This is a genomic window from Sphingomonas sp. QA11, from assembly GCF_028473665.1.
GTDB classification, from domain to species: domain Bacteria; phylum Pseudomonadota; class Alphaproteobacteria; order Sphingomonadales; family Sphingomonadaceae; genus Sphingomonas; species Sphingomonas phytovorans.
Genome location: NZ_CP098774.1, coordinates 3,577,291 through 3,591,759, shown reverse-complemented (window position 1 = coordinate 3,591,759; position 14,469 = coordinate 3,577,291). Strand labels below are relative to the sequence as shown.

Here is a 14,469-nt window from a genome sequence, read left to right as displayed (position 1 = left end):
GAATGCGTTCGCCGATTCCAGCGATCGTCTCCGCCAGTGTCCGCCGTCCCTGGCTGACGCTGCTGCTGTCCGTGGTGCTGGCGGGACTGGCGCTCCTTTATACAGCAGCGCGGTTCGACATGACGACCGATACCGGGGCGCTGATCTCGCCCGATATCGACTGGCGCAAGCAGGAACGGGCGATGGAGGCCGCGTTCCCCCAGCTACGCGACGTGATGGTGGTGGTGATCGACGGCCAGACCCCGGAACTGGCCGAGGACGCGGCGGCGCGGCTGGCGGTCGGGCTTGCGGCGGACAAGGCGCATTTCCGGCTGGTGCGCCGGCCCGATGGCGGGGATTTCTTCGCCCGTGAAGGCCTGTTGTTCGGATCGCGCGAGGATGTTCGCCAGGCGACGGCCTCGCTGATCGAGGCGCAGCCGATGCTCGGGCCGCTTGCCGCCGATCCGTCGCTGCGCGGCGTGAACGGTGCGCTGTCGACGATGCTCGATGGCGTCGAGGCGAAGGCGACGACGCTTGGCCAGATCGACCGGCCGATGCGCGCGCTGGCCGAGGCGACGGAGCGGTCGCTTTACGGCAAGCCGAGCTATTTCTCGTGGCAGCAACTGTTCGCGACTGGCGCAGGGCCGCTCAGTCCGCCCAAACGCCGCCTGATCCTGGCCCAGCCGATCCTCGACCATGGCGCGCTGATGCCGGGCGAGGCGGCGAGCGACGCGGTCCATGCCGCCGCCGCTGCGCTGAAGCTCGATGCCGCGCACGGCGTCACCGTTCGGCTGACCGGCGAGGTGCCGCTCGCCGACGAGGAATTCGCGACGCTTCAGGAGAATATCGGCGCGGTCGGAATGGTCATGCTCGGCGCGATGCTGCTGACCCTGTGGTTCGCGACCCGGTCGGTGCGGCTGGTCGCGGCGATTTTCGGCACGATCGTGCTTGGGCTGATCGTCACCCTCGCGGTGGGGCTGTTCGCGGTCGGCCGCCTCAACCTGATCTCCGTCGCCTTCATCCCCCTGTTCGTCGGCCTCGGCGTCGATTTCGGCATCCAGATCTGCGTGCGATACAATGCTGAGCGCGTGGCGGGGCTGGCTCCTGCGGCCGCGTTGCAGGCCGCGGCCGCTGCACTGGGTGCGCCGCTACTGCTGGCAGCCGGGGCTGTATTCCTCGGCTTCGGGGCGTTCCTGCCGACTGCCTATGTCGGCATCGCCGAACTGGGTGTGATTGCTGGCCTCGGCATGGTGATCGCGCTGCTGTTCAGCGTGACTCTCCTGCCCGCCCTGGTCCTGCTGCTCCGTCCGGGCGCGCCGCGGCGGGAGGTGGGTTTTGCCCAGTTCGCACCCGCCGACCGGTTCCTCGAACAACGCCGCAAGGCAGTGCTCTGGGGGTTCGGCGTGTCAATGGTGGTCAGCATCGCGCTGCTCCCCTGGGTCGTGTTCGACTTCAACCCGCTTCACCTGCGCGATCCCAAGGCACCGTCGATGCAGGCGCTGACCGACCTGACCCGCGACCCCGACCGGACGCCGAACACGATCGATGTCCTCGCGCCAAATCCACAGGCGGCGGCCGGCCTGGTGAAACGCCTGTCGGCACTGCCCGAGGTCGGTCAGGTGATCTCGGTCGACAGCTTCGTGCCGGAGGACCAGCCGGCCAAGCTCGCCCTGATCCAGGATGCGTCGGTATTGCTCGACCTCACGCTCAACCCGTTCGATGTGGCGGCGGCACCGGACGACGCGGCGCTGGTGGCGTCGCTCCGGCAGGTGGCGGGCCGGTTGAAGGCAGTTCCCGGCACCGGGCAGGGTACGGCGGATGCGCGGCGCCTCGCCGTCGCGTTCGACCGGCTGGCATCGGCCACGCCGGCCAAGCGCGCTGAAGTGAATGCGATGCTATCACGACCGCTGGCGGTCATGCTCGATCAGGTTCGCTCGGCCCTCCAGGCGGAACCTGTCACGCGGGAAAGCCTGCCATCGGATATGGTCCGGGACTGGATCGCGCCTGATGGCCGCGCCCGGCTGCAGGTCTTCCCCAAGGGGGATGGCAATGACAATCAGGTGATCAAACGCTTCCGCACCGCTGTGGCGACGGTGACGCCGGCCATTTCCGGCCTCCCGGTCGCGACGCAGGCTGCCGCCTTTACGGTGGCTGGCGCGTTCGTGCAGGCCGGGGTGATCGCCTTCGCGCTGGTCAGCCTGTTGCTGCTGGCGGTCCTGCGCAACCTCCGCGAGGTGATGTTCACGCTGGCGCCGGTGATCCTCTCGATCTTCCTGACGCTAGCCACCTGCGTGCTGATCGGCCAGCCGATCAACTTCGCCAACATCATCGCCTTCCCGCTGCTGTTCGGCGTCGGCGTCGCCTTCCACATCTATTTCGTGATGGCCTGGCGTGGCGGGGCGACCGACCTGCTCCAGTCGAGCCTGGCGCGCGCGGTGCTGTTCAGCGCGCTCGCCACGGGGACGGCGTTCGGTAGCCTGTGGCTTTCGCACCATCCGGGAACGGCAAGCATGGGCAAGATCCTGATGATCTCGCTCATCTGGACGTTGATCTGCGCCCTGGTGTTCGAACCGGCCCTGCTTGGCCCGCCGGAAAAGAAGGCGGCCGCGGAACCGACGCCAGCCTAGGGACTATTGGCGGGGGCCGGTGCCGGCGTGGAAGCGGTCGGATCAGGCAAGGGATCGTTCAGAGGATCGGCCTTGTCGGCGGGAGCAGCTGAGGGTGCGGGAGGCGCCGCCGCCGGATCGCTCAGCGGATCGGCGAGCGGGCTAGCCGTGCCGCCCGCGGGATCGCTGAGCGGGTCCTCAAGCGGATTTTCTTCCTGAGCGGCAGCGCCGCTGTGCAATGCCCGGATCTCCGCCGTGCGATTCTGGAGATAGACCGAACGCAGCGTCGCATAGGGATCGATCGCGCCGTCGAGGAGCGCCTTCATGTCGGCGTCCGATTCCGCGCGCTGGTCGAGCGCGGAGACGATCCCCCTGGGGACCTGGAATTGCCAGCGATCGAACGGCCTGCCGACAGCGATCGGCAACACGAAGCCGTCGCCCTGGCCACCGATCAGGTCGCGCAGGGTCGTCGGACCGACAAAGGGCAGAAACAGATACGGCCCAGGCCCGACACCATAATAGGCCAGGGTATTGCCGAAGCCGTTGTCGTGATGCGGCAGCCTGACGGCTGGCGTCTTCGCGACGTCGACCAGACCGCCGATGCCGATCGTCGAGTTGGCGAGGAAGCGCACCAGCGTCTTCACTGCCCGACCCGGCTTGAGCTGGAGCAGGTCGTTCAGGAACACGATCGGTTCGTTAAGATTGCTCAGGGCGTTGCGAAGCCCCGACCTGACCAGTTTCGGCACGACATGCTTATAGGCCATGGCCGCCGGCCGGACGAACTTCCGGTCGGTTTTCTGGAAGGCCGAGAACATCTTCCGATTGAAATTTTCCATCGGGTCGCCACGCGTGCGGCCAATCTTCTCGACGGATGTCGGAGGTGTCCCGGTTGGAGCGATGGCCGAATCGACCAGCGGCCCGGGCACGGCCGGGTCCACTGCCTCGGCCGGAGCGGGTGGGGCGGAATTGGGTTGGGACTCAGGCGCCGTAACCGTTTGTTGCGGCTCGGCAGCAGCTGAAACCTGCGCTGACGGCGCAGGCTGCAAAGGGGCGACGGGTTGTTCCGGCGACGCGCCAAGCAGCGCGATCGCCGGCAGAACGAGTCCGACGCTCAATTGCCACCCTTGGCAGCCAGTTCGTCGAGGTGACGGATCAAGGCCTTGGCGCCGCCCGTGGCCAATACCCGGGAAAAATCCGACCGGCGGGTGGCAAGCTGGCTGATCGCATTGCGATAGAAGACGTCGACGATCTTCCAGCCCCCGCCGCTCGCGCGCAGGCGATAGGCGATAGGAACCGGCGCTTCGCCTGACTGTATCAGATTGGTGCGGACCAGTTTGTCGGTCCCACGAGTCTCGACGGTTGGCTCTACGGTGAATTTCTCGCCGGAGAACGAATCGAAGTTCGTGGCATATTGCCCGATCACCATGCGCCGGAACGCGGCGACGAGCGCGGTCTGGTCTGCCGGGGCGATACCGTTCCAGCCGGTGCCGACCGTCAGCCGGGTCATCAAGGGGACGTCATAGACCCGGTCGACGACCGGGCCGATCGAGGCGGCGCGGCCACGCACGCCCATCGCCTTGCCGCCCTTCATGATCGAGACCAGTCCGTCGCAGAGCGCCTGCACGGGCGCACGGGCAGGGTCGCTGGCCTGGGCCTGGGCTGCCGAAGCCGGCGCGACGAGCGCGGCAATGAAGAGGACGGGGGACAGGTTGCGCATCTTCTACTCGCTCCATTTTCTGCCCCGGACGCGATGTATCGGCGCTGTGACCCAAAATCCACCCTTCTTGAAAAGATAGGGCCGAAAGGCGACCTTCAGGCACTGCCTTGTGCTTTTACACCTTTTGCTTCGGTCGCCGCGTCGCTATCTCCTGCGTGCAACAGCGAAGGAATGTCGCTGGAGCGGGGGCTGGTGCAGGACTAGTACGGGGACTGGGCACGAGTTTGATGACCGCCAATAACAATGCTGTGCTTCGTGTGATCCTGGCCAAGCCACGGGGCTTTTGCGCCGGCGTGGTCCGGGCGATCGATATCGTTGAACGTGCTCTCGATCTCCATGGTGCGCCGGTTTATGTCCGGCACGAGATCGTTCACAACAGGCATGTCGTGGACAAGCTGAGGAGCAAGGGCGCGATCTTCGTCGACGAACTGGCCGAGATTCCGGCCGGGGCGCCGACCATTTTCAGCGCGCATGGCGTCGCCAAGTCAGTGCAGGACGAGGCGCGGCTGCGTGACCTGCCCGTGCTCGACGCGACCTGCCCGCTCGTCACCAAGGTTCATGTCCAGGGGCGCCGCTACGCCAAGGCTGGCCGCACCCTGATCCTGATCGGCCATGCCGGTCATGCCGAGGTCGAGGGCACGATGGGGCAGGTCGATGCGCCGATCCATCTCGTCTCGACCGCGGCGGAAGTCGATGCGCTGCCGCTGCCGACGGATACGCCGGTCGCCTATGTCACCCAGACCACGCTCAGCGTCGACGATACGCGCAGCGTGATCGCCGCGCTCGGCGCGCGGTTCAGCGATGTGCAGGGCCCCGACGTCTCGGAAATCTGCTACGCCACCCAGAATCGCCAGACGGCGGTGCGCGATCTTGCGCGGGTCAGCGAGTTGTTGATCGTGGTCGGGGCGGAGAACAGCTCCAATTCCAACCGGCTGCGCGAGATCGGCGTGGAGATGGGTGTGCCCAGCTATCTCGTCGCTGACGGCAGTGGCGTCGATCCGGCGTGGCTCGAGGGTGTCGACGCGGTGGGTATCACCGCGGGGGCGTCGGCACCCGATGAGCTGGTTGATGACGTCATCGCCGCGCTGGCGCGGTTACGGCAGATCGAGGTGTCGCAGCTTGACGGCGTCGAGGAAAACATCGAGTTCAGCCTGCCGCCGGAACTCAGGAACGTGACGCCGCGCGCTGCCGCCGCAATGGCCAAATAGGACAGATCCATGAGTCTCCCGCTCTCACCCCTCGTCCGCATCGGTGCGTACACCGTCAAGCAGCACATCAAGGGCGGACGCTATCCGCTGGTGCTGATGCTTGAGCCGCTGTTGCGCTGCAATCTGGCCTGCCCGGGCTGTGGCAAGATCGACTATCCCGACGCGATTCTCAACCAGCGGCTCAGCTTCGATCAGTGCATGGAGGCGATCGACGAATGCGGCGCGCCTGCGGTGTCGATCGCGGGCGGCGAGCCGCTTCTCCACCGCGACATGCCGAAGATCGTGAAGGGCTATATCGCGAAGAAGAAATTCGTCATCCTCTGCACCAACGCGTTGCTGCTGAAGAAGAAGATTGACGACTACGCGCCTTCGCCCTTCTTCACCTGGTCGATCCATCTCGATGGCGACAAGGGCATGCACGACCACGCGGTCGACCAGGACGGCACCTACGAAGTGGCGATCGAGGCGATCGAACTGGCCAAGGCGAGGGGTTTCCGCGTCCAGGTCAACTGCACCGTGTTCGACGGTGCCTCGCCCGATCGGCTTGCCGGTTTCTTCGACGAGATGGAGAAGCGCGGTGTCGAGATCACCATCTCGCCCGGCTATGCTTATGAGCGCGCCGCTGACCAGGACCATTTCCTGAACCGTACCCGCACCAAGCAGTTCTTCCGCGACGTGTTCGCGAAGGGCGATGGCGGCAAGAAATGGACCTTCACCAATTCGCCGCTGTTCCTCGACTTCCTCGCCGGCAACCAGAGCTATGAATGCACGCCCTGGTCGATGCCGCTGCGCACCGTCTTCGGCTGGCAGAAGCCCTGCTATCTGGTCGGCGAAGGCTATGTGCAGAGCTTCAAGGAGCTGATGGAAGGCACCGAATGGGACGATTACGGCGTCGGCAAATATGAGAAATGCGCCGACTGCATGGTCCATTGCGGGTTCGAGGGAACGGCCGCGACGGATTCGATCCGCCATCCGCTGAAGATGTTCGCGATCGGGCGCAAGGGCGTGCGGACGAGCGGGCCGATGGCGCAGGACATCGACCTCAGCAACCAGCGCCCGGCGCAGGATGTTCACTCATCGCATGTTGAGCGGGAGCTCGAGATCATCCGCAAGGCGAATCCCAAGGCCAGCAAGCACATCGCGAACGCGGCGTAACGCGGAAAAGGCGTGGCCGGCATCACGTCCGGTACGGATCAGGGCCGGTAGCTGGCGCGGGTTCCTGGCGAGGGACGCCAGGACGGCGCCCAGCGCCATGCTCCCATCGGGCCGCATGCCGACAAGCGCCGCCGGCGGGAGCGCGTGATCGGCGGTGTCGGAGATTGCCCTGACGATAGCGAAGGGCAGGCCATGGCGTGCCGCGACCCGGGCGGCGATATGTGATTCCATATCGACGGCGAGGGCGTTGGTGGTCGTGTGGAGGGTGTGCTTTTCCGCGACTGATGCGATGATGGTGTCGCTGCCGACGATCGTTCCGACATAGGACCCGATGAGATGCGTGGTGAGCGCGTCGAACAGTGCTGCATTCCCTCTCCCATTGGGAGAGGGAGGGAGCCGCGAAGCGGCGGAAGGGTGAGGGTGATCGTCAGGATCGATCTCACCCGTCGCGCTCACCCTTCCCATGCCTTCGGCATGGGCCCAGCGTTGGGTGGATAGGGCCCCGCCCCGTTCAGGTCGTGCTGGAGACACGACCGACCGTGCGCTCCCGTCCCAAGGGGAGAGGGAGCCTATGACGAGATCGCCGGCCTTCAGGCTCGGATCGAGCGCGCCGGCGAGGCCGCAGGACAGGATCGCCTGCGTGCTATGCGCCGCAGCCTCCAACTCCCGTTCCAGCCGCGCGCCATCGCCACCGCCGGCAATCGCCGTTACCCCCGGTCCGCTCAGGATCGCGGCCTCCTTATGAAGGCCGGTCGCAACGAGGATCGTCACATGCCGTGCGCGACGCGGCGCGTGTTGGAGCGTTTGAGGTTGCGATAACGCGCCATCGCCCAGAGCGGGAAATATTTGGGATAGCCGTGGTATCGCAGATAGAAGACCCGCGGGAAACCGCCGCCGGTGTATATTTCCTGCCCCCAAAGCCCGTCTGCTTCCTGGTTCGCCGCGAGCCAGTCGATCCCCCGCGCCACCGCCGGCGAGTCCACGGCACCCGCCGCCATCAGCCCGAGCAGCGCCCAGGCGCTCTGCGATGCGGTCGAGGGCGCGGGGGTGTGGCCTTTATAGTCGAGCGCATAGCTTTCGCAGTCCTCGCCCCAGCCACCATCCGTATTCTGAATCCGGGTGAGCCAGTCGACCGCCTTCGCCACAATCGGCTCCTCGGGCGCGAAGCCGGCGGCGTTGAGCGCGCACAGCACCGACCAGGTGCCGTAGATATAGTTCACGCCCCAGCGGCCGAACCAGCTGCCGTCGGGCATCTGCTCCTTGGCGAGGAAATCGAGCGCGGCGCGCATTCGGTCGCTGTCGCGTGTCTCGCCCAGTTGCGCGAGCATCGACACACAGCGTGCGCTCACGTCCGAGGTCGGTGGATCGAGCAGCGCGCCATGGTCGGCGAAGGGCAGGTTGTTGAGATAATGATAGCTGTTGTCGGCATCGAACGCGCCCCAGCCACCATCGCGGCTCTGCAGGCCGACGGTCCATTCGACGCCGCGATCGATCGCTTCCTGATCGTGGCTGGTTCTGGCGCGATCCATCGCCATCACCACCACGGCGGTGTCGTCGAGATCGGGGTAATGCGCGTTATTGTACTGGAACGCCCAGCCGCCGGGCCGGACATCGGGCTTTTCCTCCGCCCAGTCGCCCTTCACGTCGAGAATCTGAAGCGGCCTCAGCCAGTCGAGTCCCCGGCCTGCGCGTGCCTCGGCATCGTCGCCGCCAGCCTCAAGCATCGCATGCGCGGCGAGCGCCGTATCCCACACCGGCGAGACGCAGGGCTGGCAATAGGCCTCGTCCTCCCGGATCACGAGCAGCTTCTCGATCGATTCCCGCGCGATCGCACGGGCCGGATGATCCTCGGCATAACCAAGGCAATCGAACATCATCACGCTGTTCGCCATCGCCGGATAGATCGCGCCGAGCCCGTCCACGCCGTTCAGGCGCTCGAGCACGAAATCGACACAGGCCTTGATCGCCCGGGCGCGCAGCTTTTTCGGCCAGAGCCCGTTGCCGGCCTTGAGCACGCGGTCGAGCGCGTTGAAGCCGTGGGTCCATAGCCATTTAGGGTCGGCTGCCTTGGTGCCGGGGCTAATCTTCTCGCCGGTATAGAGCTCGTCGACCTTCACCCCGAGCGTGTTGCGGGCGACCGGCTGAAGCGCGCCGAGCACGAGCAGCGGCACGACCACGGTGCGCGCCCAATAGGACATCTTGGAGAGATGGATCGGGAACCAGCGCGGCAGCAGGATCAGCTCGGGCGGCATGGTCGGCACCGCCGACCATGGGCCGGCCGCGAACAAGGCAAGCTGGATACGGGTGAAGACATTGACCGCCGCCGCGCCGCCAACAGCGAGGATCGCGGCGCGCGCGCTTGCCATATGAGGGGCATCGACCGGGTCCCCGATCATCTTCAGCGCGTAATAGGCCTTTACCGAGGCGCTCACGTCGAACGCGCCGCCATGGAACAGGCCCCAGCCATGATGGTCGGCCGACTGGATGCGGCGCAGATAGGTGCCGATCTTCGCCTCGAGCCCGGCATCGACCGGCTCGCCGAGATAATGACGGAGCAGGACATATTCGGCCGGGATCGTCGCATCGGCTTCAAGCTCGAACACCCAATGGCCGTCGTCGCGCTGCAGGTTGGCGAGCGCCGCGGTCGCGCGGTCGACCGCTGCCTCGACCGTGGCGAGGGGGGCGGTCGAGCCGCCGATCTCGGAAAAGCCCTGATGCATCGCGCCTTCCTAACGCGCGAGCGCGAGGCGCGCCACGGTTTCTCCCGACCGCAGGGCACCCTCGATCGTGGCGGGCAGCCCGGTATCGGTCCAGTCGCCCGCCAGGAACAGGTTGCGCCAGCGCGTCGCGGCGGACGGGCGCTTGGCATTCTGCTCCGGCGTCGCGGCGAAGGTCGCGCGCTTCTCCTTCACGATCTGCCAGGTTGGCATCGGCGCGTCGATCGCGAGCGCGGCGCAGATGTCGGCCCAGAAAGTCCGCGCCAGCGTCTCGCGGTCGAGGTCGACAAGTCTTTCGGCGGCACTGACCGTCACTGAAAGCCGGTCGGGAAAGGCGAACAGCCATTCGGCGGTGCCGCCGAACAGGCCGAGCATCGCCGGCGCACCAGCAGGCGCGGGCAGGGCGAAATGGCCGTTGACGATGGCGCGGAAGTCGTCCGGCGCCTGCAGATCCGGCACCAGCGAGGTCGCAACCCAGGGCGGCACCGCGAGAATCACCGCCTCGTCCGCCGCGACGGGCTCGACGCCGGCACCCCAGTCCAGCCCAGTGACACGATCTCCCTCGAAGGCGACCGTGCGAAGCCGGCGGCCCAGCGCGACCGCGCTTCCCCGTTCATCGAGCCAGGCAAGGGCAGGGTCGATAAAGGCGGCGGCCAGGCTCGGTTCCGCAATGCGGGGGCGCATGGCGCGGCCGCCCTTTGCGATCGTCTCGCGCAGGATATTGGCGGTGAGCATCGTCGAGGACTCGCCGGGCGCGGTGTTGAGCGCTGCCAGCAGCACGGGCTCAAGCAGTTTCGACCAGGCCGGTCCGCCGGTTGCGATGCGCTGGTCGATCCGACCTTCGCGGTTCGATAGCAATCTGGCGAGAGGCAGATAATCGGCGATCCGGCTGCCCGGCACGCGGCGGGCCGGTGCGGCGATCCACCAGGGAAGGGCACCGTCGTTGATGCGTACCGTCCAGCGCTTGGCTGTCGTCAGGTCCTGGAAGGTGAAATCGGCATGCTCGGGCCCGGCCAGCGGTGTCGTCGCACCCACCGCCGAGCGGAAGCGCGCCACCGCGGGATTGCCGGACAGGACGAGATGATTGCCGTTGTCGATCGTCAGGCCGAGCTGCGGATCGTGATAGGAGCGGCAGCGTCCGCCCGCCTGCGCGGCTGAATCGGCGATAGAGACAACGATGCCCGCTTTGCGCAGCGCGACGGCGGCGGAGAGCCCCGCCAGACCGGCCCCGGCAATCGTCGCCCGGGTGAAGGTCAACGCGTCAGCCACAGTCGTGCGACAGTCAGTAGGAGTGCCAGCTTCGACACCTTTACCCGGCGACGTGGCGGCTTCCAGCCGATCGCCTCAGTCTGTTTCAGCACCTTGGCGTACGCCGCCTCCATCAGGCGCGGTGCGATCAGGTGGCCGCGCGGGCGGGTCGCGAGCAGCGCATGCGCCTTGCGATAATGGTCATGCGCTGTCGCGGCCACTGCCCGGCAGGCGGCATCGATCCGGGGATCACTGACGACTTCCACGGGAGTGGTAAAGGGAATGCCGGCCGCGGCGATCTCCTCGGCGGGCAGATAGACCCGGCCGATGCCCGCATCCTCGTCCACGTCGCGGAGGATGTTGGTCAGCTGAAGCGCGCGGCCGAGATGATAGGCCAGCTCTATCCCCGGTGCCTCGTCCATGCCGAAGATCCGTACCGACAGGCGCCCGACGGCGGAGGCGACCCGGTCGCAATAAAGGTCGAGCTCGGCCATGGGCGGCCAGCGGACGTCGTGATCTACGTCCGTCGCCATGCCGTCGATCACCGCCTCGAAATCGGCGCGATCGAGCTTGAATTGCTTGACTGCTTCAGCGACCAGCGCCGCTCGGCCGGGCGGCCCGCCGGCATAAAGCGAATCGAGATCGCCGCGCCATGCGTCAAGCGCCCTGGCCCGGCCCTCGCGATCGCCCTGCTGATCGTCGGCGATATCGTCGACCAGGCGGCAAAAGCCGTAGATCGCGTACATCGCCTCGCGCTCGGCCTTGGGCAGCACGCGCATCCCGGCATAGAAGGAACTGCCCGAAACCTGCTGCTGCAGCGCGGCCGGGGTCGCGTCGGGATTCATGCCGCGCGCCTGAACAGGCTGCCGACGGCGGCACCGGTGGCCAGGAAGGCGGCTTCCCAGGATGTGTGATGCACCCGCTCGCTGAGCGGATCGCGCGTCTCCAGCCGGCCGCACAGGCTGACGGCGAGGCGGTGGATGATCGCGACTTCGGCCGCGAGGCGGCGGTCGGCGATCGTCGCGGCGAAGCCGGCCGATGTGTCGAGCAGGGCACGGGTCTTGCCGACGAGCGAGACGATCGCGGTGCGCAGCGCGGGCGTGGCGCGATCGGCGGTCAGGTCCTCGATCCGCGCGCCGGTTTCGGCGAAGGTCTCTGCGGGGATATAGACGCGGTCGAGCGTGCGGTAGTCCTTGGCGCAATCCTGGAGGTGATTGACCACCTGCAGCGCGGCGCAAAGCGCGTCGGAGGCTGGCCAGGTGGCGCGATCCTCCCCATGAACGTCGAGCACATAGCGTCCGACCGGCATCGCCGAGAGGCGGCAATAGCCCATCAGCCCATCCCAGTCCTCGTACCGGGTGACCGTCACGTCGCGTTCGAATGCGCCGAGCAGGTCATGCGCATGGACCGGATCGAGCCGGTAGTCGGCCATGACCGTGCGCAGCGCCAGCGCTTCGGCGCTACCCTCCGCCTTGCCATCAAGGCCGGCGCGCATTCGGCCGAGCTGGGCAAGCTTCTCCGCAGCCGGCAGCGTCTCGTGATCCGAGATGTCGTCGGCCACGCGGGCGAAACGATAAAAGGCCATCACCGGCGCGCGGTGTTCGGGTTTGAGCAGGACCGAGGCGACCGGGAAATTCTCGTCACGATGTCCCTTGCCCGAGGCGAGGTCGGCCGCTTCCATCAAAGCGTCCCCGTCGCCTGCGCGCGGCCTTTCCACATTCCACCACGTCCTCGCATATGCTGCCATGCCGATAGCAAGGTGCAGCCGGCGTAGAAAGCCGCGATCAACGGGAGTGCGATTCCCCAGACCGGGGAGCGTCGATAGAAGCGCAGCATCGGCTGGAACGAGATCGCCATCAGCAGCCACGCGGTCGCCCCGGCGATCTGGGCCCAGCCGGTGCCGGCCAGCGCCAGCACCGGGGGCGCGCCATAGACCAGGGCCAAGCCGATCACCGTGCCGAGCAGCATCAGCGGCGAATAGCCGAGCTGGGCATAGGCCGAGCGCGAGATCATCGCGGCGATCACCCCGGCATCGTCATAGGCGCGGATGCTGTGCGAGCGATGAGTGAGACCAAGCCAGATCGGACCCTGTTTCTTCAGCAGGGCGCCCAGCGTGCAGTCGTCGATCAGGGCGGTGCGGATCGCGGCGATGCCGCCAGCCGCCGCCAGCGCATCGCGTCGTACCAGCATGCAGCCGCCCGCGGCCGCGCCGGGACCGTTCGGGCGATTCACGCGGCCGAACGGATAGAGCATCTGGAAGAAGAACACGAAGGCCGGGATCAGCGCCCGCTCCGCCAGGCTGGTGCAGCGCAGCTCGGCCATGAGCGATACCAAAGTGAGGCGGCCTGCCTCGCCCCGTGCGACGAGGGTGCGAAGCGTGTCGGGTTCATGCGCGATGTCGGCGTCGGTAAGCCACAGATAATGTGGAGCAGGGCCGGCATGCTCGACGCCCTGCGCCACCGCCCAGAGCTTTCCGGTCCAGCCCGGGGCGAGTTGCCGGCCGGTCACGATGTCGAGAGGATGGGCTCCGCTGGCGGCGCGGGCGATGTTGGCGGTGTCGTCGCTGCTCGAATCGTCGACCAGGATCACATGGAAACGGCCGGGATAGTCCTGCGCGCGCAGGCTAGCGATCGCGCGGCCGATCACCTCGGCCTCGTCGCGGGCGGGGACGATGGCGACTACGTCGGGCCATTCAGCGGGATCGCGCGGCTGGTCGTTCGCGTCGCGTTCGCGCGCCAGCCAGAAGCCGCCATGGGCGAGGACCAGACCGAGCCAGATAACGAGGCTCAGGCCACCGCTAGCGAGCGCGATCACCGGATCATTCCCGCATTCCTGAACCACCCGATCGCGTCGGCCAGGGCCTGTTCCCAGGGGCGGGCGCGATATCCCAGTTCGCTCTCGGCCTTGGCCGAGGTGAAGAACATATGGTGCTTCGCCATCTTCAGCCCGTCGACGGTGAGGAACGGGTCCTTGCCGGTCAGTCGCGCCAGTGCTTCATTGGCATAGGCAAGCGGGAAGAGCGGCGCGCGCGGCAGGCTGATCGTGGGCGGACGGCGCTTCATGATCCCGGCGATGACGGCCAGCATATCAGCCAGGCGCACGTCCCGGCCGCCGAGGATATAGCGTTCGCCGATCCGGCCCTGTTCCAGCGCCAGCACATGCCCCGTCGCGACATCGTCGACATGGACGAGGTTGAGCCCGCTATCGAGATAGGCCGGCATCTTGCCATTCGCCGCCTCGACGATGATCCGTCCCGTAGGCGTCGGGCGCACGTCGCGGGGACCGATCGGCGTGGACGGGTTGACGATCACCGCCGGCAAGCCGCGTTCGGCGACCATCCGCTCGACCAGCCGTTCGGCCACGACCTTGCTGCGCTTGTACGCGCCGACCGCCTGTTCCGGAGTAGCGGCGCGGGTCTCGTCGGCCGGGCCGGCGGGATCGGGCTTCAGCGTCGCGACGCTGCTCGTATAGACCAGCCGCTCGACCCCGGCGGCAAGTGCCGCCTCCATCACGGCGCGCGTGCTGGCAAGATTGTTGCGGACGATGTCCTCGGGGTCGGGCGCCCAGATCCGGTAATCCGCGGCGACATGGAACAGGTGTTTCACCCCTCGCATCGCCTCGGCCATCGCCGTTGCGTCACGCGCATCGCCTTCCACGAGCGTACCGGGAAAATCGGCAAGATTGGCGCGTGGGCTGGTCGCGCGGACGAGGCCGCGGACCTGGCGCCCTTGTGCCGCAAGCGCACGCGCCACCGCTGATCCGACGAAACCCGATACGCCGGTGACCAGCACCGTACCTGAATCCTGGCTCACCCCGCCTCCGCATCCTTCGATCGCGCG

The 14,469-nt window shown here is 67.0% G+C and carries 12 protein-coding genes; 3 read left to right on the top strand and 9 right to left on the bottom strand.

Annotated features, from left to right (window positions below; genetic code table 11):
* The first annotated feature begins 2 nt into the window (after positions 1-2).
* Positions 3-2,606, top strand: a complete 2,604-nt coding sequence (locus NDN01_RS16645; protein ID WP_272622868.1) for an MMPL family transporter — start codon at positions 3-5, stop codon at positions 2,604-2,606.
* On the opposite strand, the gene NDN01_RS16640 is transcribed toward NDN01_RS16645, so the two are convergent.
* Together NDN01_RS16640 and NDN01_RS16635 are read right to left on the bottom strand one after the other, a co-directional pair.
* A complete protein-coding gene (locus NDN01_RS16640) occupies positions 2,603-3,421 on the bottom strand; it encodes an MlaA family lipoprotein (RefSeq protein ID WP_272622867.1) in 819 nt (272 codons plus the stop codon). The two genes, NDN01_RS16645 and NDN01_RS16640, sit on opposite strands and share 4 nt — an antisense overlap.
* A gap of 275 nt (positions 3,422-3,696) precedes the next feature.
* Positions 3,697-4,302, bottom strand: coding sequence for an ABC transporter substrate-binding protein (locus NDN01_RS16635; protein WP_272622866.1), 606 nt, complete (start codon positions 4,300-4,302; stop codon positions 3,697-3,699).
* A gap of 248 nt (positions 4,303-4,550) precedes the next feature.
* Between NDN01_RS16635 and ispH the strand changes: the two genes are divergently transcribed.
* Together ispH and hpnH are read left to right on the top strand one after the other, a co-directional pair.
* The gene (ispH, locus tag NDN01_RS16630; protein ID WP_272628273.1) at positions 4,551-5,510 is read left to right on the top strand and encodes a 4-hydroxy-3-methylbut-2-enyl diphosphate reductase; all 960 of its coding nucleotides are present in this window, start codon (positions 4,551-4,553) and stop codon (positions 5,508-5,510) included.
* Positions 5,511-5,519: 9 nt separating this feature from the next.
* A complete protein-coding gene (gene hpnH / locus NDN01_RS16625) occupies positions 5,520-6,665 on the top strand; it encodes an adenosyl-hopene transferase HpnH (RefSeq protein ID WP_272622865.1) in 1,146 nt (381 codons plus the stop codon).
* On the opposite strand, the gene NDN01_RS16620 is transcribed toward hpnH, so the two are convergent.
* The 7 genes from NDN01_RS16620 to hpnA are packed head-to-tail and all read right to left on the bottom strand — an operon-like array spanning position 6,585 to position 14,442.
* Positions 6,585-7,436 carry a phosphorylase family protein gene (locus NDN01_RS16620; protein ID WP_272622864.1) on the bottom strand — a complete coding sequence of 284 codons (852 nt, stop codon included), beginning with the start codon at positions 7,434-7,436 and terminating at the stop codon, positions 6,585-6,587. The two genes, hpnH and NDN01_RS16620, sit on opposite strands and share 81 nt — an antisense overlap.
* Complete coding sequence (gene shc / locus NDN01_RS16615; RefSeq protein ID WP_272622863.1) at positions 7,433-9,385, bottom strand: squalene--hopene cyclase; 1,953 nt, start codon at positions 9,383-9,385, stop codon at positions 7,433-7,435. The genes NDN01_RS16620 and shc overlap by 4 nt, the downstream gene beginning before the upstream one ends.
* A 9-nt stretch (positions 9,386-9,394) precedes the next feature.
* Positions 9,395-10,651, bottom strand: a complete 1,257-nt coding sequence (gene hpnE, locus NDN01_RS16610) for a hydroxysqualene dehydroxylase HpnE (RefSeq protein WP_272622862.1) — start codon at positions 10,649-10,651, stop codon at positions 9,395-9,397.
* Positions 10,636-11,475 carry a presqualene diphosphate synthase HpnD gene (hpnD, locus tag NDN01_RS16605; RefSeq protein ID WP_272622861.1) on the bottom strand — a complete coding sequence of 280 codons (840 nt, stop codon included), beginning with the start codon at positions 11,473-11,475 and terminating at the stop codon, positions 10,636-10,638. Before hpnD ends, hpnE begins: the two co-directional genes overlap by 16 nt.
* Positions 11,472-12,311, bottom strand: coding sequence for a squalene synthase HpnC (gene hpnC / locus NDN01_RS16600; protein ID WP_272622860.1), 840 nt, complete (start codon positions 12,309-12,311; stop codon positions 11,472-11,474). Before hpnC ends, hpnD begins: the two co-directional genes overlap by 4 nt.
* Complete coding sequence (locus NDN01_RS16595) at positions 12,311-13,444, bottom strand: glycosyltransferase (RefSeq protein WP_272622859.1); 1,134 nt, start codon at positions 13,442-13,444, stop codon at positions 12,311-12,313. Before NDN01_RS16595 ends, hpnC begins: the two co-directional genes overlap by 1 nt.
* Entirely contained in the window at positions 13,441-14,442 is a 1,002-nt protein-coding gene (gene hpnA, locus NDN01_RS16590) for a hopanoid-associated sugar epimerase (protein ID WP_272622858.1), read from the bottom strand. Before hpnA ends, NDN01_RS16595 begins: the two co-directional genes overlap by 4 nt.
* Positions 14,443-14,469 lie beyond the last annotated feature (27 nt).

Coding starts and splice junctions, on each gene's coding strand:
- hpnD (WP_272622861.1), bottom strand. CDS start 11,475: ATGAATCCCGACGCGACCCCGGCCGCGCTGCAGCAGCAGGTTTCGGGC.
- NDN01_RS16635 (WP_272622866.1), bottom strand. CDS start 4,302: ATGCGCAACCTGTCCCCCGTCCTCTTCATTGCCGCGCTCGTCGCGCCG.
- shc (WP_272622863.1), bottom strand. CDS start 9,385: ATGCATCAGGGCTTTTCCGAGATCGGCGGCTCGACCGCCCCCCTCGCC.
- hpnC (WP_272622860.1), bottom strand. CDS start 12,311: ATGGAAGCGGCCGACCTCGCCTCGGGCAAGGGACATCGTGACGAGAAT.
- NDN01_RS16645 (WP_272622868.1), top strand. CDS start 3: ATGCGTTCGCCGATTCCAGCGATCGTCTCCGCCAGTGTCCGCCGTCCC.
- NDN01_RS16640 (WP_272622867.1), bottom strand. CDS start 3,421: ATGGAAAATTTCAATCGGAAGATGTTCTCGGCCTTCCAGAAAACCGAC.
- hpnH (WP_272622865.1), top strand. CDS start 5,520: ATGAGTCTCCCGCTCTCACCCCTCGTCCGCATCGGTGCGTACACCGTC.